The organism is Limnohabitans sp. 2KL-27 (assembly GCF_001269345.1).
Classification (GTDB): Bacteria; Pseudomonadota; Gammaproteobacteria; order Burkholderiales; family Burkholderiaceae_C; genus Limnohabitans_A.
This window is the reverse complement of record NZ_CXOP01000002.1, coordinates 397,743-419,521: the sequence shown is the minus strand read 5'-3', so window position 1 is coordinate 419,521 and position 21,779 is coordinate 397,743. Positions and strand designations below refer to the sequence as shown.

Here is a 21,779-nt window from a genome sequence, read left to right as displayed (position 1 = left end):
AAGAAGTCCTTGTAGACAGAACCCTTGACAGGCTGGGCCATCGCAGGAAGCGCCCCACAAACCATCAGCCCAAGGAACACCCAGAACAAACGGCGTATGGATTTGAAAGTCAAATGGGTGGGTGTGAAAGCAGCTGGCTTGGCACAACAAATGGTCGGCATGTTTATTCCTGAAATCTCTTGGCACTCATGGTTTGGCAGACTCGGCAAAGCACGTCTGCGCATCAACCGTACCAATTGTTACACTGATGATCCGGTATACACCACTCGAAGACGAGAAACACCCAACATGCGCTCCATTGTCTCGACCTCGGTCATGGCCCTGATGCTGACCCTCTTGTCTTGGGGTGCCATGGCGCAGACCCCATTGATCACGGAGGCCGAGTCACAAGCCCCCAATCTCCAAGTGCCTGCCACGCGGGCCATCACGCGGGGCCCCGGCATCAGCTTGTTGTCGCCAACGGAAGTGACGGGCAAATCTTTTGCATTCAAAATGAATTTCGAGCCCCGAGGCGGCGCCAAAATCGACCCCGCCTCCATCAAATTTGAATACTTAAAACAACCCCTTGTCGACCTGACGGCCCGATTCAAAACAGGTTTGAGCGGCAACCAGCTTGAATTGCCTCAGGCGAGCGTGCCCGCTGGCACGCACCCGATCCGGGTAACGGTGCGCGACAGCGAAGGTCGAGAAGGCAAGACCATCATCCACTTGAACGCCAAGTGAGCCACACCACGTTCAACTGTCCCTATTGCTGGAGCGATGTTCCAGTGCAGGCATCGGTGTGCAGCCACTGCACGCGGGATTTGGTGCTGTTCAAGCCTCTGGCGCTCCAGTTGCAAACGCTGGCCGATGAAGTGGCGCAACTCAAATCCATGGCACAGCAACAAGCACATGCGCTCACCCAACTGCAATCACAAGACATTCAGGCGGCTGCCCTGAGCTATGCTGAAACTCACAACACCTCAGCCTTAACGCCGCATGATGCGCTAGCCGACACGCCCCGTCGATCTTGGCCCCATTGGCTGGGCATGGTCGTCCTGACCATCGCCACCATGGGTCTTTGTCACTGGATTTTGCTGTTTGTCTACGACGCCCCGCCTTTGTTTCTGCGTGTCTTGACCATCACACTGCCCGCAGTCACCGGCTTCGGATGTGCGCGTCGCAGTGGCTTCGGTGGGTTCACACATCTCTTGGCCGCTTTGCTGGTGGGTGCTTTGTCTGTCGGCTTGATGCTGGCCATCACGGCCCGGCTTGATGGCGTGCCCCTGTGGCCCGAGAACGCCCGAGACTGGCGCGAAACGCTGGAATACACCGCTGCCATTGGTTTGTCATTTTTCACTGGCTTTTTGACCCACCATCTGATGGCCCGGTGGGCGCGCCAACAGCGCAACAAAATCAGCCTGCGGGTTTTGCTGGCGCGCGATGCATCCGGAAAATTCAAGATCACGGAAATCTCCAACCAAGTGCAAAGCCTGATCACCGCCACAGCGCCACTGGTCTCTGCTGGTGCGGCCCTTTATTCCGGACTCAAAGCTTTCACAGGCCCATGAGATGCTCCCATTTGAATGCGCTTGATCTCATGAAAAACCCCCACTCCCTCTTGCTGGCCTTGGCCTTGTTCACGGCATGGCCCGCACAATCTCAGACGCAGACGCCAGCTTTGCGTTCTGCGCTGGTCATTGGCCTGAGTCAATACAGTCCAAGCACTGGCGCAGCCACGCTGGAAGGTGTGCCACACGATGTGGAAAGCGCCAAACGCATGGCCATGGCCATGGGCATTCCTGGCCATCAGATCCGTTTGATGCGAGACCAAGACGCCACCAAAGAAAACATCCTGAAAGAAATTCGGCAATTGGGTGAACGCACACGCGATGGTGGGCGCACGTTCATCTACTTCTCTGGACACGGCACCCGGTATTGGGACCCGACAGTCAACGGGTGCGTCGAAGGCCTGTTGACCCACGACGGTCAAGCCATCACCAACGCCGAGTTGGCACAAGCCACACAAAAAATCACCGCGAGTGCAGACAAAGTCATCACCATGATCGATGCCTGTCACTCTGGCGGCGTGACCACCAACAAGGCGGCCACTCGATCGATCGGCGGCATTGAATTCAAACCCAAATTCACGTTCAAGGCCAGCAGTGCCGCAGATGCCTGCAGCCAACCCTCCAACCTCAAAACCCGAAGTCTGCTGGGGGAGGCCACACGCTTGGGTGCCTTGCAGGAAAACGTGGTTCAAATCACCTCCTCTCGGCCCGATGAGGTCAGCTTTGACGAACCGGGCAAAGGGGGCCTGGCGACCCAGGGTGTCCGTGACTGCCTGCTTGGCAAAGCGGTTGACAAGGACGGATCGGGCGCAGTCTCCCTCGCAGAAATCCAGCAGTGTGCTCAAGCCTTCATTGACTTGAGACTCAAGGGCGTGAAAGACCTGACGCCGCACCATGTGTCGGTGTCGGGCAACCGGAACCTGATTCCTGTGGCATTGCAGCGTCCCGCACCAACGCAGGTCGCCGCACCTGCACCTCAGCCCGCCCCACCTGTTGCAGCCACGCCAACGCCCACGGCCGCAGTGCCTGCGCCCACACCGCCACAGCCCTTGACCATGGCGATGGTGACCAACACGGCACCGACTGCAACCGCCAACGCACCTGCATCCACATCCGCCAGCGCATCACGGCCACCGCCAACACCCACCGCACCTGTTACCCCATCTACAGCCAGCCCAGCGCCCTCAAGCAACCCGTCAACTCCACGACCCGTCGCTGCTGCGCCAGCTGCCCAACTTCCTGAGCCCGCACCCGCCAAGCCACCCACACCACCGGTGGTCCAGTCGGCACCTGCACCTGCACCTGCACCTGCTCCCGCCCCTGCTCCCGCAAGTGTGGCACCTGTAACACCGGCACCCGAGCCAATGCTGGCGTCACTGGCCACATTGGCCGACATTGAACAACAACGCGATCCCCGCATCGTGCTGGATGTGAAACTGAGCAAGTCTGTGCTGAAAATTGGCAAGGACGCGTTGGACCTCAGCATCAAGTCCAGCCACGATGGGTTCATTTATATGGTCTTGTTGGGCAGTGACCGCAAGAGTTTCTACGTGCTCTATCCCAATGGACTCGACAAAGACAACAGGATCAAGGCCGGTCAAACACGCAAGCTGCCCCGACCTGACTGGCAACTCGAAGCGGCAGGCCCCCCCGGCACCGACCATTTGTTGGTCATGGTGTCTTCAAGCCCACGGCAGATTGACCGTTTGACCATGGCCGAACCCTCGGCCACCAACCCGTTCACTTTTGCCCTCAATGAAATCGGTGGCCGCGCCGCGCTGATCAACTTTTTGGTTCACAACAAGGATGGGCAGGGCTCCGAACGCTTTGGTGCCAAACTGCTCACCCTGAAGGAAGTTCTATGAAACGGTTTACCCTGGCTTTGGCATTCGTCTTGATGGGGTCATCCGCATCGGCCCAACTGGTTCAGCAGGCCTCCAAAGAAGACCTCATCGAAAAGCTCACCCCCCCTGCGCCACCCACCACGCGCAGTCTGCGCAACCTGGTGCCCAAACCGGTCAATGTGGATCTGTCGATCAACTTTGACTTTGACTCTGCCCGGTTGCAGGCCAGCAGCAAGTCTTTGCTGGACAACCTCGCACAAGCCATGAACAGCGAGCGCCTGTCCCAGCTGAAATTCAAGGTGGAAGGCCACACCGATGCCAAAGGCAAAAACGACTACAACCAAGAACTGTCGGCACGCCGAGCGGCAGAGGTGCAGGCCTACCTGGTGGGTCAAAACGTGCCCGCCGAACGCCTGCAAGCCGAAGGCAAAGGGGCCAGCGAATTGCTCGTGCCCGAAAAGCCACTGGCCAGCGAAAACCGCCGCGTGCGGATCAGCCTGTTGCCATGATGCATTGGGGCTCATGGCTGCAAACGTCCGTCCTGGCTTGGGGACTGTGTGCATCGGTCTTCCATGTACAGGCTTTTGATCTCGTCTCGGTCCAGGAAATGCAGGCGTCTTTGGGTGCGGCAGAACCATTGACCGCCAAAACGGCTGCCGTGCCGGGTGCACCTCAAATCGAGATCGTGCACCCCAGACTGGATACGCCCGTGGTCTCTCCAACGGCCATCCAGTTGATGTTTGTGCCTGCGGCCTCCAGCGTTGTCCGTCCAGAGACATTCAAAGTCTTGTACGGTCGTTTGCGCATTGACATCACGCAACGCTTGATCAACGCGGCCAAGGTCACTGCCGAGGGCATCAACGTCAAGGAAGCCAGCCTGCCCAAAGGTTCGCACCGTCTTCTGATCAGCATTGAGGATCTGCAAGGCCGCCAAGGCGTCAAAGCATTGGATTTCGAAATCAAATGATGTTTGACCGACTGCTGGCGCAACACCCTGAACTGAGTTGATTTTGAACACCCCTCAATCCCGCGAACGCCTGGCCCTTTGGCTCCTCTGGGTCACACCCGCCTTGTGGTCTGTCAATTACATCGTGGCCCGCACGGCACCGGGGGTGGTGGAGCCGCACATGCTGGCACTGGGGCGGTGGGCATTGGCGGGCGTCATCTTGGCCGTGATTGCGCGCAGCGAGCTGTGGCGTGAACGCCGCAGCACCTTGCAGCATGGCTGGCGTTACTTGGCCTTGGGTGCTTTGGGCATGCTCATTTGTGGGGCCTGGGTTTACGAGGGCGCTCAAACCACATCGGCCATGAACATCGCCCTGATTTATGCCGCTTCGCCCGTGCTGATCGCGCTCGGTGCCGTGGTGTGGCTGGGCGAACGGTTTTCGTGGCGACAAGGCTTGGGCGTGGTGGTGGCCATGGCGGGCGTGTTCCATGTGGTGGTCAAAGGCCAATGGCTGGCCTTAGGCCAAGTGCAATGGGTCGCCGGTGATGGCTGGATCGTGCTCGCCATGGTGTCCTGGGCCGCATTTGCTTTGCTGCAGAAAAAATGGTCAACCCCCTTGGGCTCCACCGCACGCCTGGCTGCGATTTGCATGGGCGGCGTGGTGATTTTGCTGCCCTTCAGTGTGTGGGAGTACTGGCAAGCCGATCGCCCGGCCTGGAGCGTTCAGGCCACGGTGCTGGTGGTGGCTGCAGGCCTGTTGCCGGGCATTGGTGCGTATTGGGCTTATGGCTTCAGCCAGAAGGTTTTGGGGGCCAGCCGCGTGGCCGCCAGTTTGTACCTCGGGCCTTTGTATGGCGGCTTGGCCGCTTGGCTGGTTTTGGGCGAAGCCATGGGCTGGCACCACGTTTGGGGTGCTGCCCTGATCTTGCCGGGCATCTACATGGCATCCAGACGCTGAGACCGGGCTTTTCAAAGGCTTGGCCGCAAGCCCTTGAAAAAGGGGGGCGCTGGACCCGCTGGGCGCTCAGACGTAATACAAGCGGTCACGCACCAAGCGGGCCGCGCGGCGGGTCATCAAATTTTCCAGATCACGGACGGGGCCTTGGCGCTCACTGTTGCGGTCCATGGCCACTTGCAGGTCAGTCATCAAACGCGGGTCGGACTGCGCCATGGACCACAAACGCTCATCCGCGCGGCTGCGGGCCACATGGGCCGACCAGGCGTCCAGACCGGTCATCAGGTGTTGCGCCAAGAGGCGCGTCAGGCCGCGCAGCAAGACAATGCTCAACACAGCCACGGCCCACAAGGCCAACCAAGCGGCCACCACATGGGATTCAGCCCAGTGGTCAATCATCTGATCGACCACCACGACGGTGGCGGCCACACCTGCAGCCAGCATCAGGTTCGCGAGGGTTTTGCTGGAAGTGGTGTTGGCTGCTGGTTCAGCAGAAATCACGGACATGTTGCCCAGGACAGGTTTGGTAGAGATGTTCATTTTGTTTTCCCTTGATTCAGTTTTGTTTTCTTTGGAAATCCAAATTGACAAACTTATTGGATGAATCATAGGGTTTTTACCAATGCTGCTCAACTTTATCTTCTTAATGCCCCTCATTCATAATGGTGATAGTTGAAGACATTGCCATGCCCAACCCCGCCTCTTTTCGCACCCTCGACCTGAACTTGCTGCGGGTGTTCGACGAGGTCATGGCCGAGCGCAGCCTGACCCGGGCCGCACACAACCTGGCGCTGACCCAACCGGCCGTGAGCAATGCCTTGCGCCGGTTGCGCGAGGCCTTGGGCGATGAACTGGTGCGTCGCCATGGCCACGGCATCGAGCCCACACCCCGGGCGCTGGCCTTGTGGCCCAGCGTGCGCGAGGCCCTGCGCCAATTGCAAGCGGCCATCGTGCCCAGCGCTTTCGAGCCGCAGCAAGCCAACAGCACCTTTGTGCTGGCCATGGCCGACGCCACGGCGGCAGAACTCATGGGCGGGCTGGCCCGCGAACTGGAGCTGCAGGCCCCTGGCGTGTCCTTGCGCGTGGTGCCTCTGACCACGCGTGACCCGCGCAAGTTGCTGAACGAAGACAGCGCCGACATCGCTTTGGGCTACTTTCCGGCGGTGCTGGCCGACCTGACAGCACGCGCCCAATCGGGCGAGGCCATTCCCTTTGAACACCAACGCTTGTATTCGGGCGAATATGTGTGCGTGATGCGCAAGGGCCATCCGCTGGCCAAACGTCCCCTCAGCTTGGCGGCCTATTGCGCGGCCCGGCATTTGCTGGTGAGTTTTTCCGGGCGCGCCTATGGTTTTGTCGACGAAGCCCTGGCCACCATCGGACACCACAGGCGCATCGTGCTCACGGTCAACCAGTTTTTCACGGCCGGGCGGGTGGTGGTGAACTCCGATTTGCTCACGGTGCTGCCGCGCCACTTTGTGCGGACCACCGGCATGGCCCATGAATTGGTGCTGCACGAATTGCCCTTTGACGTGCCGCCCGTGCAAGTGCACGCCCTGTGGCACCGCAAGCGCCAACAAGACAGCCCGCACCAATGGCTGCGCACCCAACTGCAACAAGTCGCCCGGCACGCATTTGCCAGCGGTGTAGCAAGCAGCGACATCCCGACATGAACATCCAGCTCCTTTCCGACCTGCACCTGGAGTCCAACCCCGACTTTGTGCCCAGCCCGGCCTCAGGTGCCGATGTGCTGGTGCTCGCGGGCGACATTGGCTCGTATCAGGCGGGCTCGGCCCTGGCCAGCGCAGGCGACAGCGACTTTGGCCTGGCGCGGTTTTCGCCGCTGCACGGCTGGCCCACACCCGTGCTGTTTGTGCCCGGCAACCACGAGTACGACGGGCTGGACTTTGACTCCGCCCACACCCGACTGCGCCACACCTGCGAGCGGCTGGGCATCACCTGGCTGGAGCGCGAAGTGGTGCAGCTAGGGGGCGTACGCTTTGTGGGCACCACGCTGTGGACCGACTTTGACGCACTGGGGCCGCTGGCCGGGCAGCCGATTCCCGACCCACTGACCGACAAAATCCCGGCGCACTTCAGCCACCCCAACAGCCAATACACACGCCAGCTCAAAGCCCGTGACAAGGCCTTTCGCGCGGCCAACTATTACCTGCGCAAAACCCTGACCACGCGCCAAGGTGAGCCCTGGCTGGCCGAGGGCCTGCGCGAGCAAGCCCTGCAATGCCAGGACTGGCTGAACGCTGCACTGCGCGCGCCTTTTGCAGGCCCCACGGTGGTCATCACGCACTTTGCGCCCAGCCTGGCCAGCGCCGACCCGCGCTATGGCCGGGTGCCAGGCACAGCGGGGTTTTGCAACGCGCTCGACCACTGGCTGCCCCACGCTCAGTTGTGGCTGCACGGCCATTTGCACTGCGCCAGCGACTACACCCAAAACGGCTGCCGCGTGGTGGCCAACCCACTGGGTTATGCGCGCAAAAACGAGCAAGTGCTGTTCAAGCCGCAATGCCTGCTGGAGGTCCGGGGCACATGAGTCCGCATTGCCCCAACGTGAAGGCACGCGCAACCGCCTGATTTCATGACCTAGGTCAAGACCTCACGACCCTGCGCGGCATAGAGTGAAGACTTGTTTGATCCGCAACAGGAGCCCCTCATGAAAATCTTATTGGCCGTTGATGGCAGTGACTACACCAAAAAAATGCTGGCTTACCTGACCACGCACGACGAGTTGTTCAGTGCCAGCAACAGCTACACCCTGCTGACGGTGAGCCCCCAACTGCCCCCCCGCGCACGCGCTGCCGTGGGCAAAGACATGGTCGAGGCCTACCACCGCGACGAGGCCGAAAAAGTGCTCAGCCCGGTGACCAAGTTTTTGCTGCGCCACGGCATCGACGCCAAAACCGTGGCCAAAGTGGGCCATGCGGGCGAAACCATTTCCAAAACCGCCGACAGCGGCAAATTTGACCTGGTGGTGATGGGCTCGCACGGCCACGGCACCCTGGGCAACCTGGTCATGGGCTCGGTCGCGACACAGGTGTTGGCGCACTGCAAAGTGCCTGTGCTGCTTGTTCGCTGAAGGTGCTTGACCAAGCCGCCCTCTGGGCCGGGACACCTGCCCAGAGGGTGGCCACGCCATAACCACAGGTAATACCAATACCCCTGCAATTTCAATTTCCCTGAACCATTCCTGACCCTATATTCGGGCGTTGGCTACTTTTCCAGCACCACAAGGAGTTATAGGTCATGGTCATTGACACCCAGCAGGTTCCTCATTCGGCGATTGCGGCGAATCTTGAAATACGTCGAGTGGGGGTTTTCTTGGGCGCTCGCGTGACCGGGGTCGACCTGACTCAGGCTCTGGACGAAACCACCGTCGAAGCCCTCAAATTGGCACATGCCCAACATGGGGTGCTGGTCTTTCCAGATCAGGTCATTTCCTCAGAAGACCTGCGCCGCTTTGGCCGCTATTTCGGGAGTCTGAGCGTTCACCCTTTTTCGACCAGCAGCGCAAACGCGCCTGAGTTGATCGTCTACGACAACAAAGAGGGCAATCCCCCCGCGCCCACCGACATCTGGCACACCGACGAAACTTTTCGTGAGGCTCCGCCCATGGGGACGGCACTGTGCTCAAAGATCATTCCCGAATACGGTGGCAACACCGCTTTTGCCAGCATGTCGGCCGTCTATGAAGGCCTGTCTGATCGCTGGCAGCGCTTCTTGTCGGGTCTTGAGGCTGTCCATGACTTCAAGCCATTTCGCAGCTTGTTTCCCACTGACGCAGACGGCATCGAAAAGTTGCGTCGCTTTGAAGACCGCTATCCTGCGGTCACCCATCCGGTGGTGTCGGTACACCCCATCACAGGCAAAAAGGTCATTTTTGTCAACCCTCAGTTCACGCTGTACATCAAGGGCATGGCCGAAGACGAAAGCCGGATGATCCTTGAGATGCTTTACCGGAAAACGCTGATTCACGAGTACCAGTACCGTCACTGCTGGGAGCCCAACATGGTGGTGTTCTGGGACAACCGTCATGTGCAACACTCCGCTTTGCACGATTACTACCCTCAGCGACGCCTGATGGAGCGCGTGACCATCGCGGGCACAAGGCCTGTCGGTGCAGATCCAGCCGCCGACCCGAGCGACTTGCGGCGTTATTTGATGCCGCCCTTGTCTCAATTCCGTCAAGCGGGGACCGCCCAAAAGCGGCAATTGGATCTCTGAATTTTTTCAAACCCAAAGCCAATCCGGTTAAATGTCCGCATACTGGTTGGCCATTCAAATGAGGAGACTGCTATGTTTCGTTTTTCTCGGCGTGCCATTTTTGCTGCACTTGCTTTGAGCGCCTGCTCTGCTGTTTTCAGCCAGGCTTCTTACCCTGACAAGCCCATCCGCTTGGTGGTGCCGTATCCACCTGGTGGGTTCACGGATATTTTGGGTCGGCAACTTGCCACCCAACTTCAAACCCGGCTGGGCCAGAATGTCATCGTGGACAACAAAGGCGGCGGCGGCAGCACCATTGGCAGTGCGATGGTGGCGCGGGCGCCAGCCGATGGCTACACCTTGCTTTTGGTTGCACCCGATTTGGCCATCAACGAAAGCCTCATGGCGACGCGTCTTAGCTACGACGCACGCAAAGACTTCAGCCCCGTGATCCGCGCAGCTTGGTCACCCATGGTTCTGGTCACCCACCCCTCTGTTCCTGCGAAAAATGTGAGTGAGTTTCTGGCTCTGGCCAAGGCCCGGCCCGGCAAGATCAACTTTGCCTCTGGCGGGATCGGGACCGGCGCCCATCTGGCGCTGGAGCTTTTCAAGACTCGCGCCGGCGTGGACCTGACGCACGTGCCCTATAAAGGCAACGGCCCTGCCACATCAGACCTTCTGGGCGGTCAAGTCTCGGCCATGTTTTTGCAATACGCCGTTGCCAAACCCCATGTGGCAGGCGGCAAACTCGTGATGCTGGCCACACCCAGCGGCAAACGCTCACAAGCCATACCTGAGGTCCCCACCATCGCCGAAAGTGGCCTGCCCGGCTTCGATGTCGAACCCTGGTTCGGTATCGTGGCGCCAGCCGGCACCCCAGCGGTCATCGTCAACCGACTGAATGCAGAGATCAGCAAAATCATGCAGCAAAACGATGTGAAGGACACGCTGGCCAGCGTTGGCGCGGCACCCTCGATCTCCACACCACAAGAATTTGGCAAATTCATCGACAGCGAGATCAGCCGCTGGGCTGAAGTCGTCAAGGCTTCCGGGGCCAAAGCCGACTGAGCATGCACGCCCAAGCCATCGACCTGCATGCGCACTGGGTGCCGCCACAACTGGCCCAGGCCCTGCGCCAACGCCAAGGTCAGGTGCCCCGTCTGGATGTTTTGACAGATGGGGCCGAACGCTTGATCATGCCCATCGGCACATTGAGCTTCAGCCAAGCGCACACCGACATCGACTTGCGGCTCGAACTCATGTCGCAACAGGGCATCACCCGGCAAATGCTGTCATTGCCCGGTTTATTTGGCATCGACAGTTTGCCTTTTGAACAATCTGCACCCTTGGTGCGCGGTTTCAATGACGCTTGTGCCCAGTTATGCCAAACGCATCCTGAATGTTTTTGTGGGCTCGCTGCACTGCCCTGGGCCAACATGGATGCTGCTGTGGCAGAACTGCGCCGGGCCAGACTTGAGTTGGGGCTGCTCGGCGCCATTTTGCCGGTGGACGCCTTTCGCAGCCAAGAAACTGCAGCGCGGATCAGGCCCGTATTTGAAGCGGCCGAAGCCCTGGGGGCACACTTCTTTGTTCACCCTGGGCGAATGCCCGACAGTGGTGCCTTGCCCCATCTGCCCCCAGACAACGATCTGGCACGCCGTGCGCTGGCCGTTCAGCACGAGGTGGGCGAGGCCATGGTGACGCTGCTGCTTTCCGACTTCCTTCAACCGTGGCAAAACATCACCGTCCAAGTGGCCAATCTGGGCGGCACCTTTGCGGCTGTGGTTGAACGGATGGACCACATGTTGGCCCTCCGCGACCCGGGCCGCGCCATGCCGTCGAGCCAGACACGCGGTGTGTGGGTAGACTGCGCGTCGCTCGGGGCAAAAGCACTGGAGCAAGCCGTGTCGGTGTTCGGTGCGGACCGGGTGGTACTGGGCACCGATTGCCCTATTTTTGATACCGCCAGAACCCTCGCGGGCATCCAACAATCTCGTCTCTCGGCATCCGATCAGGCCCTGGTCTTGCATGGCAACGCTGCCGCATTGCTGGCACGGCTGAGCTGAGTGGCCATGGGGCCTGGCCTCCCAACCCATGGCCATCCGGTTTGTTGGCAGGTTATGCTTGACCAATGCCCTTCAATGACCGCCTCAAAATGCGCCACCTGCGCACATTGGTGGCCGTTGCAGAACATGGCTCCCTGGTCCGCGCTGCGAAAGCCCTGAGCATTTCGCAACCTGCTGTCACGAAAACCCTGGCTGAGCTTGAAGACATTGCAGGCCATCGGCTGTTTGAACGCACACCCAAAGGCGTCACTTTGACCGCCGCCGGCCAAATTTTGGTGAAGCACACGGGGTCCGGGTTGCGCGCGATCCAGGATGGGCTGTCCAGCCTGTCGACCGAAGAAGAGGGCGAGGCTCCGGCCCTGGTCATTGGTGCATTGCCCAACGTTGGTGCAACGGTGCTGGCGCCCGCACTGGTTCGTTTTGCAGCCTCCGTGCCCCGAGCCCGGGTGACCGTCCGAACCGGCAGCAATGCGCAACTCATTGCCGCCTTGAAACAAGGTGTTTTGGACATGGTGGTTGGACGTCTCGCAGAGCCCTCCGACATGCAAGGCCTGAGTTTTGAGCACCTTTACAGCGAGCCACTGCTGCTGGTCGTGCGTCCTGGGCATGAACTGTCCTTGCTGCCCCAAATCGATCCCGCCCGATTGAACGGCTATCGTTTGGTCCTGCCTGATGCTGGCACGCGCGCGCGTGAAGCAGCTGATCGTTTTTTCATGGCCGTGGGCTCTGGCTTGCCTTTGCGCGTCATCGAAACCATCGATCTGTCCTTCGGTCGGAGTTATGTACTGCACAGCGACGCGGTATGGTTTGTCCCACTGGGGGCCATCGAAAACGATTTACAACAAGCTTCCCTGGTGCGCCTGCACATCGATACCAGCGCCACCGAAGGGCCTGTCGGATTGACCCTTCGCGTTGACCATCCACCGTCCGAGTCGATGCAAAGGGTGTCAGATGAAATCCGTCGAAGCGCTTCTGAACGGTTTGGTGTTTTGTCAAAACCCCTCAATGCCCCAAACTGATGTCAGCGGGCGTTGAGTCCTTCAAAGCAAGTGCTCATCACCAGATCCAGGATCTGATCTTCGCTGTGCTGCTCGCCCATTTTCAGAAACTCCAGGACCGGGTCGCAGGCACGCGCAAACAAGGTGTAGAGCACCGCGACAGCGGGCAAGGCCTTGTTTATTTGCCCTTGCGCCTGAGCCTCCTCGATCCAGCCGCCCAAGGCGTCGCTGACCTCCATCAAGCCGTCCATGTATTCCTTGCTGGCCATCAAGGTGGCACGCAGGCTGGAGTTCTGACTGGGCAATGACGGCATCAGGCCTTGAAGCTTGAGCGACATGGTCCAGCGGGTGACGGCCTTGATCTTGTCCAGCGGTGCCAATTGGGCGTCTGTACTCTGAATCACCTCTTGCGCCTTGCGCATGGCTGTCACCATGGCGGCGCAGGCGAGCTCTTCCTTGCTGGTGAAATGTTTGTACAAGCTGGCCTTGGCGATGCCCACCTCGGCCGCCACCTCATCCACCGTCATCGCGTCAAAGCCCTTTTCGGCCAGCAATCGGTTGACCGACTGGATGATGGCGGTCTCACGGGCAGCGAGCATCTGGATCTTGAAAGATTTTTTCGGCGGTGTATGGACTTCGGTATTCATGGCCGGATTCTAGCCCGGCAGACCAAAAAAAGACCCCGTGGTCACACCAGAGCCCTTGCCATTCAAAGTGTGAGAGCCCCGTTTACCGAAAAATGCCCTGCGAATCAGGCTTTTTGCACGCCTGGCACGCCCGAGCGGATGACCCACTGCCCCTGTGAGCGGAATACACCGTCGACCTGGGCCGGATTGGCAGTGGTCCTGAAGTCGGCTGTGACACGCTCCGGGCGAACATCCAGCAGGGTGAAGCCGCGCTCGTCTGAGCGGGCATGCACGATGTCGGGGTTGCTGTCGCGGATTTGGGCCAGCAGCTTCTCGCCCAGACCCCGCGACGTGATGGACGTGGTCACGATCTCGCTGGCCACCACAGGCAAGCGCTCGTCGTTGGACTGCACGCGCAACTGGGCGGCCACATTCATGTGCACATCGCCGCCCAGCATCACCACGTTGTTCACCCCAGCCTGGGCCACCGTGCCCAACAGCCTGGCGCGGGCTTGCGGATAACCGTCCCAACCATCGGTGAAGGCGCTGCGTCCCAAGGGGGTGTTGACGCCACTCGAACTCATTTGCGTGGACTGCGCCACCAGTTTCCAGCCCCGGGCGCTGTGGGTCAGGCCCTCGGTGAACCACTTCTCTTGCGCCGCACCCAGCATGGTGCGGGATGCGTCGGTCAAGGCGTCACACCCGATGACCACCCGACCACCGCCGCGATTCGGGTCCAGACAGGCCTGGTGATCCCGGTACTGGCGGCAATCCAGCGTCCACACGTCGGCCAACTTGCCCCAGGCCATGCGGTCATGGATGCGCATCTGGCTGCGGTTGACCGGGTCCGGGCCCAAGCGCAGCGGCATGTGCTCAAAATAAGCTTGGTAGGCCGCTGCCCGGCGGCGCAAAAAGGTCTGCGGGTCGGTGAAGTTGCGGTCCAGGTCGTTGGCGTAATCGTTGACCACTTCGTGGTCGTCCCACGTCATGACCCAGGTGTGCGCGGCGTGGCAGGCGCGCAAATCGGCATCGCTTTTGTACTGGGCATGGCGGTCGCGGTACTCGTCCAGCAGCTTGGGCACACCGCCCGCGTGCTTGCGCAGCATGTACTGCGGGTTGGAGCTTTCATAAATGTAGTCCCCGACAAACAGCACCAGGTCCAGGTCACTTTGGGCCATCTCACGGTGGGCGGCAAAGTAGCCCTGCTCATAGTGCTGACACGAGGCCAGACCCATGCGCAAACGTGCCACGGCCTCATCGGCGGCCGGACTGGTGCGGGCACGGCCCACCGGGCTGATGGCATTGCCGCAGACAAATCGGTACCAATAGGGCCGCCCAGGCTGCAAGCCCTGGGCCACCACATGGACACTGTGGCCACGGGCTGCATCGGTGTGCACCCGCCACTGGCGCAAGGGTTGGCGCAAGGCGGCATCGGCAAACACCTCGCACACCACCTCCAGGCTTTGGGCTTTCAAGGCCGCATCGGACTCGCTGATGCGAAGGCGCGTCCACAGCACCACGCTGCCAGATTGGGGCTGTCCACTGGCCACGCCCAAACTGAAAGGATCTGCCTGCCAACGCGGCCCGGCGCCCCAAGCCAAACCCTGCAACAGCTGCGCTTGCGCTCCTGCGCCCAGCCAAGGCATCAAGGCCAGTGCCAGGGCCCGGCGCTGCACATCCCGGCGGGTCACTGAAGATCGGTTCATGTCGGCAAGGCGTTGCGGTGGTATGGGTCAAAGTTCAGCCGGCATGTTAACCGGGCACGCCTGGTTGGGCTGCCGAAGTGACCGTTGCCTGATGGCGACAGGCGCTCAGGCTGGACGGCGGCACAATGGCTGCCATGAGTGCTTCGACCCGACCCCGACAAGACCACCTGGACGCCCTGGCCGTGGGCATCTTGCTGGTGTGCTGCATGTTCTGGGGCTTTCAGCAAGTGCTGGTCAAAGCCACCGTGGCCGAATTGCCGCCCGTGTTCCAGTCGGCGGTGCGTGGCGTGGGCGCTACGCTGCTGCTGTGGCTGTGGTGCCAGTGGCGCGGGGTGCGGCTGTTTGAGCGCGATGGCAGTTTGTGGGCGGGTTTGCTGGTGGGCTGCTTGTTTGCGGCGGAATTTGCCTTCATCTACATCGGCCTGCAGCACACCACGGCCTCACGGCTGACGGTGTTCTTGTACACCTCGCCCTTTTGGGTGGCGGCCCTGGTGCCTTGGTTCATCCGCACCGAGCGGCTGCGAACCGTGCAGTGGCTGGGCATGGCCTGCGCGTTTGCCGCCGTGGTTTTTGCCCTGCGCGAAGGTTTGGGCGGCGGCGGGGCCAAAGGCGACCTGATGGGCCTGGCCGCTGGGGCCTTGTGGGGCCTGACAACGGTGGCCATTCGGGCCGCCAACCTCACACGCTTGGCCGCCGAAAAACTGCTGTTTTACCAACTGGCTGTGAGCACGGTGGTGCTGCTCTTGCTGTCATACGGGATGGGCGAGCCCTGGGATGGCCGCTGGAGCGGATTTGCCATGGGCTCGGTGGCGGTGCAAAGCGTGGTCGGCGCATTCGCCAGTTACCTGGCCTGGATGTGGATGCTGGGCCATTACCCGGCCACCAAAATTTCGGCCTTTGTCTTCCTGACACCGCTGTTCGCCCTGCTGTTTGGCATGCTCTGGCTAGGCGAAGCCGTGACCCTGACACTGGCCCTGTCCTTGGCGCTGGTGGCCGCGGGCATTGTGCTGGTCAACCGAAAGCCGGGCTGAGCACTGCATGGCACGCCCGCCCTCCAACCCTCACCCCCCATCGATCACCGCGATCCCATCCCCTGAAACCCTGATCTGACAAAAAAGCATGACCTACCAAGCCTTGCAAATCCAAAAAGACGACGCCGGTTACCGCTGCACCCTGCAAACGCTGGACGACAGCGCCTTGCCCGAAGGCGACGTCACGGTGCAAGTGGATTACGCCACGATCAACTACAAAGACGGCCTGGCCATCACCGGCAAAAGCCCGGTGGTGCGCAAGTTCCCGCTCACGCCCGGCATCGACTTGTCGGGCACCGTAACGGACAGCCAGCACCCTTTGTTCAAGGCCGGTGACCGCGTGGTGCTCAACGGCTGGGGCGTGGGCGAGAGCCACAGCGGCGGTCTGGCGCAAAAGGCGCGCCTCAAAGGCGACTGGCTGGTGCACCTGCCTGCCGCCTTCACCCCGCGCCAAGCCATGGCCATTGGCACCGCAGGCTACACCGCCATGCTGTGCGTGATGGCCTTGCAAAAGCACGGCGTCACGCCGGACAAGGGCGACATTTTGGTCACCGGCGCGGGCGGCGGCGTGGGCAGTGTGGCCATTGCCCTGCTGACTAAGCTGGGCTACCGCGTGGTGGCCAGCACCGGCCGGCCACAAGAAGCCGACTACCTGCGCCAGCTGGGCGCGGCCGACGTGATGGACCGGGCCGAGCTGTCCGCGCCCGGCAAACCCCTGGCCAAAGAGCGCTGGGCCGGCGTGGTCGACACCGTGGGCAGCCACACCCTAGCCAACGCCTGCGCCAGCACCAAATACGGCGGCGTGGTCACGGCCTGTGGCTTGGCACAGGGCATGGACTTTCCATCGAGCGTGGCGCCCTTCATCCTGCGCGGCGTGACGCTGGCCGGCATCGACAGCGTGATGGCCCCGCGTGCCGTTCGCGAAGCCGCTTGGGCGCGGCTGGCGCAAGACCTGGACGCCGCGCCGCTCGAACGCATCACCCGCGAAGTGGGCCTGGCCGACGCCATCGGGCTGGGTGCAGAGATTTTGGCAGGGCAAGTGCGTGGTCGGGTGGTGGTGAACGTCAACGGCTGATGGGCCCGCCACTCGAGACCCTGAGCCGTCATCCCCGATAATCACGCCTTCAGATTCCCAACGGCCCGCAGGCACTGCGGGCCATTTTTTCGGAGCACCCCATGAGCACTTTCCAAACCACCGGCGCACGCGCCACCGGCCTGGCCACCCTGGCCGCTGACGGCACCGTGCTGGACACCTGGTTCCCAGCCCCCGAGCTGGCCGGCGATGTGGCCGCCAGCGGCAGCACACGCCTGTCCGAAGCCGAAGCCGTGGCGGCTCTGGGCGCAGACGTGGCCAAGGCCCTGAGTGCCTGCGCTGTGCGCGGCACCACCGTGGTGGCTGTGCGCACCGAGATCAAAAGCCTGGCCGACGCGCCCGCCGACACGCACGACGCCTACCTGCGCCTGCACCTGCTCAGCCACCGCCTGGTTCAACCGCACGGCGCCAACGTGACGGGCATCTTTGGCCTGCTGGCCAACGTGGCCTGGACCAACCTGGGCCCTTGCGCCGTGGCCGATGTGCCCGCCGCCCGCATGAAGGCGCGCGCCTCTGGCCGTGTGCTGGAAGTCAAAGGCGTGGACAAGTTCCCGCAAATGACCGATTACGTGATCCCCTCGGGCGTGCGCATCGCCAACGCCGACCGCGTGCGCCTGGGCGCACACCTGGCCAACGGCACCACCGTCATGCACGAAGGCTTTTGCAACTTCAACGCCGGCACGCTCGGCGCCAGCATGGTCGAAGGCCGCATCAGCGCGGGCGTGGTGGTCGATGACGCCAGCGACATCGGCGGCGGCGCGTCCATCATGGGCACGCTCTCGGGTGGCGGAAAAGAAGTCATCAAGGTGGGCAAGCGCTGCCTGTTGGGCGCCAACGCCGGCATCGGCATCTCGCTGGGCGACGACTGCGTGGTCGAGGCTGGCTGCTACATCACCGGTGGTAGCCGCGTGCAACTGCCCGACGGCAGCTTGATGAAAGCCAAAGAGTTGTCGGGCAAAAACGGCATCCTGTTCCGCCGCGACTCGCAATCCGGCGCCTTGCACGCGATCCCGCGCAACAAGAGCTGGGGCGAACTCAACGCTGAGCTGCACAAGAACTGAGCCATGCTGCAACGCCTGCCCTTGAGCTTGAAGCTGACCCTGGCGGTCAGCTTGTTGCTGCCCTTGGTGATGCTGCTGATGCGCACGCTTTGGCCAGACATTGGATGGGGCTTTCTCTTGCTGTTTGGCCTGCAAGTACTGATGCTGTTGATGGCATTGCAGTTGTTGCTGACCAGCATCTGGGGACCCGGCAGCCGTTGGAACTTGCCCCGCCCGTCGGTTGATTCACAGCGCCGCATCTTTGTCAAAAGAGACGCGCTCATGGCCAAACCCCGGGCCATGTTGCACCGTGCCCAAGGCGCCATGCACGTGCTCTTTGGTCGTTTGCGCAAACGCCAAGCGCCTTGAGGCGTTGTTGAGTTTGGCTTGAAGCATGTCATCCAGTACCGTGCCCGGACACCGCAGAACAAACAGCGACAAAACGCTTTCTTTGTCCAGGTGATCGAAGTCCACCACGATCGAGTCCATGACTGCGGGCCGGGCTTGGACCACGCTGGACAGCCCGCTCGTACGGGATATGAGCAGGTGGCTTGGCACTTCAAGGCAAACACTTGGGGGTGTTTGGAGAAAATTGTTGACGCCATCAAGGTAAAACCCTGATAGGCATTGCACCCGATTTGGGTAGCATCAGAACTTGTCATTTGTTTATAAAACATAATCAGGAGCAACCCATGTTTCAGCTGACCCCTCGACGTGCCGTGTTGGCCATTTTGGGCGCTACGGCGTTTGCCGGTGCCGCACAGGCCCAAAACGTCACTTTGCGCTTTCACCAGATGCTGCCGCCGCAGGCCACCATCCCGGCCAAGGCCATCGTGCCCTGGGCCAAAAAGGTCGAAGCCGAATCCGGTGGTCGCATCAAGGTGCAGATTTTCAACACCATGCAGCTCGGCGGTACGCCGCCCCAGTTGTTTGACCAGGCCAAAGACGGCGTTGTCGACATCACCTGGACAGTCCTGGGTTACACCCCTGGCCGCTTTCCCAAGACCGAAGTGTTTGAAGTGCCTTTCCTGACCACCACAGGTGAAGCCTCATCCAAGGCCCTGTGGGAATACGTGCAGAAGAATGCGCCCGAAGAGTTCAAGGACGTGAAACTGATTGCTGTTCACACCCACGGCCCCGGCCTGTTCCACACCAAGACCCCCGTAACCGGGCTGGAGAGTCTGCAAGGCATGAAGATCCGCGGCGGCTCGCGCATCATCAACAACATGCTGACCAAACTGGGTGCAACCCCAGTGGGCATGCCGGTGCCGGCCGTAACCGAGGCTTTGTCCAAGGGCGTGATCCAAGGTACCACCATCCCTTGGGAAGTGGCACCTTCGCTGAAAGTGCATGAATTGGTGAAGAACCACACCACCTTCTACGGCCCCAACGGCTTGTACAACTCGACATTTGCGGTGTCGATGAACAAGGCTTCCTACGACAAACTGCCTGCAGACTTGAAGCAGGTGATTGACAAGAACTCGGGCCTGGAGACCGCAGCTTTCTTTGGCCGCGCCATGGACGAAGGCGACAAGGCCGGTCGTGCCATTGCCGAAAAAGCGGGCAACAACATTGTGGCTCTGGACGCGGCCGAGACCCAACGCTGGCGTCGTACGGCCAGCGTGGTGGCCGATGACTGGGTCAAGGAAGTCAGCGCCAAGGGCATTGATGGCAAAAAGTTGTTGTCCGAGGCCCGTGAGCTGATCGCTAAGCACAGCAAGTAACTAAGTGCTGTGCCTTTTGGCACGGATTGCACCCGCCGCTGGTCGGCGGGTTTTTTCTGTCCACTGTGGGGCCCCCCCCATGCATTCGGAAGACTTTGTCCATGATGACCTTCATTCACCATATGGCCCGCTGGAGCGCCTTGACAGGCGGTGTGTTGCTGACAATGCTGACGCTGCTGGTGGTGATCAGCGTGATCGGGCGCAGTTTCAGTGGCGTGGGCCTGGGCCCTGTGCCCGGCGACTATGAGCTGGTGGAAGTGGGGGTGGGCGTGGCCATTTTCTTTTTCATGCCCTGGTGCTACCTGCAAGGTGGGCACGCCACCGTGGACTTGCTGTATTCACACATGTCTGCCGGGCTGCAACGCTTCATCCGCTTGCTCAGTGATGTGCTGATGCTGGCGGTATGGCTGCTGCTGACATGGCGTTTGTGGGCCGGTCTGGTGGACAAATACGCCAACCAGGAAACCACCTTCATCTTGCAAATGCCCCTGTGGTGGGGTTTTGCTTTGTGCCTGCTGGGTGCGGTGCTGGGCTGCGTTACTTATTTGGGCCATATCCTGATGCAGCTGGGGCTGGCCAAGCCCGATGAAAGCCTGCATGTTTCCGGCCCCATCGGCCATTGATACCAAGCAGGGGGGTTTTGCTCATGAACACGATTGAACTGGCGCTGTGGTCGTTCCCGGTTTTGCTGCTGTTGATTTTTGTGCGCATCCCGATCGGCTTGTCGATGATGCTGTGCGGCTTAGGCGGGGCTTACTTCATTTTTGGGAACATCACGCCCATCGTTAACCAGCTCAAGCAGGTTACCTACAGCACCTTTTCCAGCTACTCGCTGTCGGTCATTCCATTGTTTTTACTGATGGGTCAGTTTGCTGCTTTGGGGGGTCTGTCCAAGGCCTTGTTCAAGGCTGCTGAAGTCTGGGTTGGGCACCGCAAAGGCGGTGTGGCCATGGCTGCTATTGGTGCCTGTGCGGGTTTCGGGTCGATTTGCGGCTCATCTTTGGCCACCGCCGCGACCATGGGTCAGGTGGCCCTGCCTGAGCTCAAGCGAGCCGGTTATGCGGGCGGCATCTCCACGGCCTGTCTGGCCGCTGGTGGCACGCTGGGCATCTTGATCCCCCCCTCCGTGGTGCTGGTCATCTACGCCATCTTGACGGAACAGAACATCGCCAAGCTCTTTTTGGCAGCCTTCGTTCCCGGCATTCTGGCTGCAGTGGGCTATGTGATCGTGATCGCCATTTATGCCCGGGTGCGCCCGCAAGACATGGGCACACTGCCGCCAGCACCCATGAAAGAGCGCCTGCAAGCGACCGCCCGCGTTTGGCCTGTGGTGCTGATTTTCTTGCTGGTGGTCGGCGGTATTTATGGCGGCATTTTCACGCCCACAGAGGGTGCGGCTGTGGGCGCTTTCGGCACAGGCGTAGCAGCCTGGCTCAATGGCGGCCTGAACCGCAAAACGCTGGGCGGGGCCTTGCTGGGCACCGCCGTGGCCACGGCCATGATTTTCATGATCGTGCTGGGCGCAGGCGTCTACAACACCTTTTTGGCCTTGTCGCAATTGCCCCAAGAAGCCGCAGCGGCCGTGGCCTCTTGGGGAGTCAGCCCCTTGCTGGTGATGACGGCAATTTTGGTGCTCTACGTGATTTTGGGTTGCTTCATGGACTCGCTGTCCATGATCTTGCTGACGATTCCAGTGTTCTTTCCGATCGTCTCGGCCTTGGACTTTGGCCTGCCCCCCGATGAACTGGCCATCTGGTTCGGTATCTTGGTGCTGATCGTGGTGGAAGTCGGCTTGATCACGCCCCCAGTAGGCATGAACCTGTTCGTCATCAACTCGCTCGCTCGCGACACGCCCATCACCCAGACTTACCGCGCCATCATGCCCTTTGTGCTGAGCGACCTCTTGCGCACAGCCTTGCTGGTGGCCTTTCCGTCCATCACTTTATTTGTGTTGAGGTTTTAAGTAACCGCCAGCTCAGCTG

At 60.8% G+C, this 21,779-nt stretch carries 23 protein-coding genes; 20 read left to right on the top strand and 3 right to left on the bottom strand.

Annotated features, from left to right (window positions below):
* Positions 1–24 precede the first annotated feature (24 nt).
* The 6 genes from LHAB_RS14740 to LHAB_RS04585 are packed head-to-tail and all read left to right on the top strand — an operon-like array spanning position 25 to position 5,298.
* Positions 25–723: a hypothetical protein gene (locus LHAB_RS14740; protein ID WP_228763347.1), complete on the top strand. Its 699-nt coding sequence runs from the start codon at positions 25–27 to the stop codon at positions 721–723.
* On the top strand, positions 720–1,550 hold the full coding sequence (locus LHAB_RS04605; RefSeq protein WP_194943094.1) for a hypothetical protein: 831 nt from the start codon (positions 720–722) through the stop codon (positions 1,548–1,550). Before LHAB_RS14740 ends, LHAB_RS04605 begins: the two co-directional genes overlap by 4 nt.
* A 29-nt stretch (positions 1,551–1,579) precedes the next feature.
* Complete coding sequence (locus tag LHAB_RS04600; RefSeq protein ID WP_194943093.1) at positions 1,580–3,415, top strand: caspase family protein; 1,836 nt, start codon at positions 1,580–1,582, stop codon at positions 3,413–3,415.
* Positions 3,412–3,903 carry an OmpA family protein gene (locus LHAB_RS04595; RefSeq protein WP_228763346.1) on the top strand — a complete coding sequence of 164 codons (492 nt, stop codon included), beginning with the start codon at positions 3,412–3,414 and terminating at the stop codon, positions 3,901–3,903. Before LHAB_RS04600 ends, LHAB_RS04595 begins: the two co-directional genes overlap by 4 nt.
* The gene (locus tag LHAB_RS04590; protein ID WP_194943092.1) at positions 3,900–4,361 is read left to right on the top strand and encodes a hypothetical protein; all 462 of its coding nucleotides are present in this window, start codon (positions 3,900–3,902) and stop codon (positions 4,359–4,361) included. The genes LHAB_RS04595 and LHAB_RS04590 overlap by 4 nt, the downstream gene beginning before the upstream one ends.
* Before the next feature lie 43 nt (positions 4,362–4,404).
* Positions 4,405–5,298, top strand: coding sequence for a DMT family transporter (locus LHAB_RS04585; RefSeq protein ID WP_228763345.1), 894 nt, complete (start codon positions 4,405–4,407; stop codon positions 5,296–5,298).
* 66 nt (positions 5,299–5,364) lie between these two features.
* Here LHAB_RS04585 and LHAB_RS04580 read toward each other — a convergent pair whose 3' ends face one another.
* Positions 5,365–5,835: a hypothetical protein gene (locus LHAB_RS04580; RefSeq protein WP_090044182.1), complete on the bottom strand. Its 471-nt coding sequence runs from the start codon at positions 5,833–5,835 to the stop codon at positions 5,365–5,367.
* A gap of 146 nt (positions 5,836–5,981) precedes the next feature.
* Between LHAB_RS04580 and LHAB_RS04575 the strand changes: the two genes are divergently transcribed.
* From LHAB_RS04575 to pcaQ, 7 genes are all read left to right on the top strand, one after another.
* Positions 5,982–6,968, top strand: a complete 987-nt coding sequence (locus LHAB_RS04575) for a LysR family transcriptional regulator (RefSeq protein ID WP_090047671.1) — start codon at positions 5,982–5,984, stop codon at positions 6,966–6,968.
* The gene (locus tag LHAB_RS04570) at positions 6,965–7,846 is read left to right on the top strand and encodes a metallophosphoesterase (RefSeq protein ID WP_090044181.1); all 882 of its coding nucleotides are present in this window, start codon (positions 6,965–6,967) and stop codon (positions 7,844–7,846) included. The genes LHAB_RS04575 and LHAB_RS04570 overlap by 4 nt, the downstream gene beginning before the upstream one ends.
* A 120-nt stretch (positions 7,847–7,966) precedes the next feature.
* Entirely contained in the window at positions 7,967–8,389 is a 423-nt protein-coding gene (locus tag LHAB_RS04565) for a universal stress protein (protein WP_090044180.1), read from the top strand.
* Positions 8,390–8,556: 167 nt separating this feature from the next.
* On the top strand, positions 8,557–9,534 hold the full coding sequence (locus tag LHAB_RS04560; RefSeq protein WP_090044179.1) for a TauD/TfdA dioxygenase family protein: 978 nt from the start codon (positions 8,557–8,559) through the stop codon (positions 9,532–9,534).
* Between the two features lie 72 nt (positions 9,535–9,606).
* Positions 9,607–10,581, top strand: coding sequence for a tripartite tricarboxylate transporter substrate binding protein (locus tag LHAB_RS04555; RefSeq protein ID WP_090044178.1), 975 nt, complete (start codon positions 9,607–9,609; stop codon positions 10,579–10,581).
* A 2-nt stretch (positions 10,582–10,583) separates the two neighbouring features.
* Entirely contained in the window at positions 10,584–11,579 is a 996-nt protein-coding gene (locus tag LHAB_RS04550; protein ID WP_090044177.1) for an amidohydrolase family protein, read from the top strand.
* Between the two features lie 89 nt (positions 11,580–11,668).
* Positions 11,669–12,598 (top strand): pca operon transcription factor PcaQ, encoded by a 930-nt coding sequence (pcaQ, locus tag LHAB_RS04545; RefSeq protein WP_228763344.1) that lies wholly within the window; start codon positions 11,669–11,671, stop codon positions 12,596–12,598.
* A gap of 2 nt (positions 12,599–12,600) precedes the next feature.
* Here the strand turns inward: pcaQ and LHAB_RS04540 are convergent, their stop codons facing one another.
* Both LHAB_RS04540 and LHAB_RS04535 read right to left on the bottom strand, forming a co-directional pair.
* A complete protein-coding gene (locus LHAB_RS04540) occupies positions 12,601–13,224 on the bottom strand; it encodes a TetR/AcrR family transcriptional regulator (protein ID WP_090044175.1) in 624 nt (207 codons plus the stop codon).
* A gap of 104 nt (positions 13,225–13,328) precedes the next feature.
* On the bottom strand, positions 13,329–14,909 hold the full coding sequence (locus LHAB_RS04535) for an alkaline phosphatase D family protein (RefSeq protein WP_090044174.1): 1,581 nt from the start codon (positions 14,907–14,909) through the stop codon (positions 13,329–13,331).
* A 134-nt stretch (positions 14,910–15,043) separates the two neighbouring features.
* Here LHAB_RS04535 and LHAB_RS04530 point away from each other — a divergent pair, with 134 nt between their 5' ends.
* The 7 genes from LHAB_RS04530 to LHAB_RS04495 all read left to right on the top strand — a co-directional run bounded on the left by LHAB_RS04530 (position 15,044) and on the right by LHAB_RS04495 (position 21,760).
* A complete protein-coding gene (locus LHAB_RS04530; RefSeq protein ID WP_090047669.1) occupies positions 15,044–15,940 on the top strand; it encodes a DMT family transporter in 897 nt (298 codons plus the stop codon).
* An 88-nt stretch (positions 15,941–16,028) separates the two neighbouring features.
* On the top strand, positions 16,029–17,015 hold the full coding sequence (locus LHAB_RS04525) for an acrylyl-CoA reductase (NADPH) (RefSeq protein ID WP_090044173.1): 987 nt from the start codon (positions 16,029–16,031) through the stop codon (positions 17,013–17,015).
* A gap of 101 nt (positions 17,016–17,116) precedes the next feature.
* Positions 17,117–18,094 (top strand): 2,3,4,5-tetrahydropyridine-2,6-dicarboxylate N-succinyltransferase, encoded by a 978-nt coding sequence (dapD, locus tag LHAB_RS04520; RefSeq protein WP_090044172.1) that lies wholly within the window; start codon positions 17,117–17,119, stop codon positions 18,092–18,094.
* A gap of 3 nt (positions 18,095–18,097) precedes the next feature.
* Positions 18,098–18,442, top strand: a complete 345-nt coding sequence (locus tag LHAB_RS04515; protein ID WP_090044171.1) for a hypothetical protein — start codon at positions 18,098–18,100, stop codon at positions 18,440–18,442.
* Positions 18,443–18,765: 323 nt separating this feature from the next.
* Positions 18,766–19,797: a TRAP transporter substrate-binding protein gene (locus tag LHAB_RS04505; RefSeq protein ID WP_090044169.1), complete on the top strand. Its 1,032-nt coding sequence runs from the start codon at positions 18,766–18,768 to the stop codon at positions 19,795–19,797.
* 101 nt (positions 19,798–19,898) lie between these two features.
* Positions 19,899–20,420, top strand: a complete 522-nt coding sequence (locus LHAB_RS04500) for a TRAP transporter small permease (protein ID WP_090044168.1) — start codon at positions 19,899–19,901, stop codon at positions 20,418–20,420.
* A gap of 23 nt (positions 20,421–20,443) precedes the next feature.
* The gene (locus tag LHAB_RS04495) at positions 20,444–21,760 is read left to right on the top strand and encodes a TRAP transporter large permease (RefSeq protein ID WP_090044167.1); all 1,317 of its coding nucleotides are present in this window, start codon (positions 20,444–20,446) and stop codon (positions 21,758–21,760) included.
* The last annotated feature ends 19 nt before the right edge of the window (positions 21,761–21,779 follow it).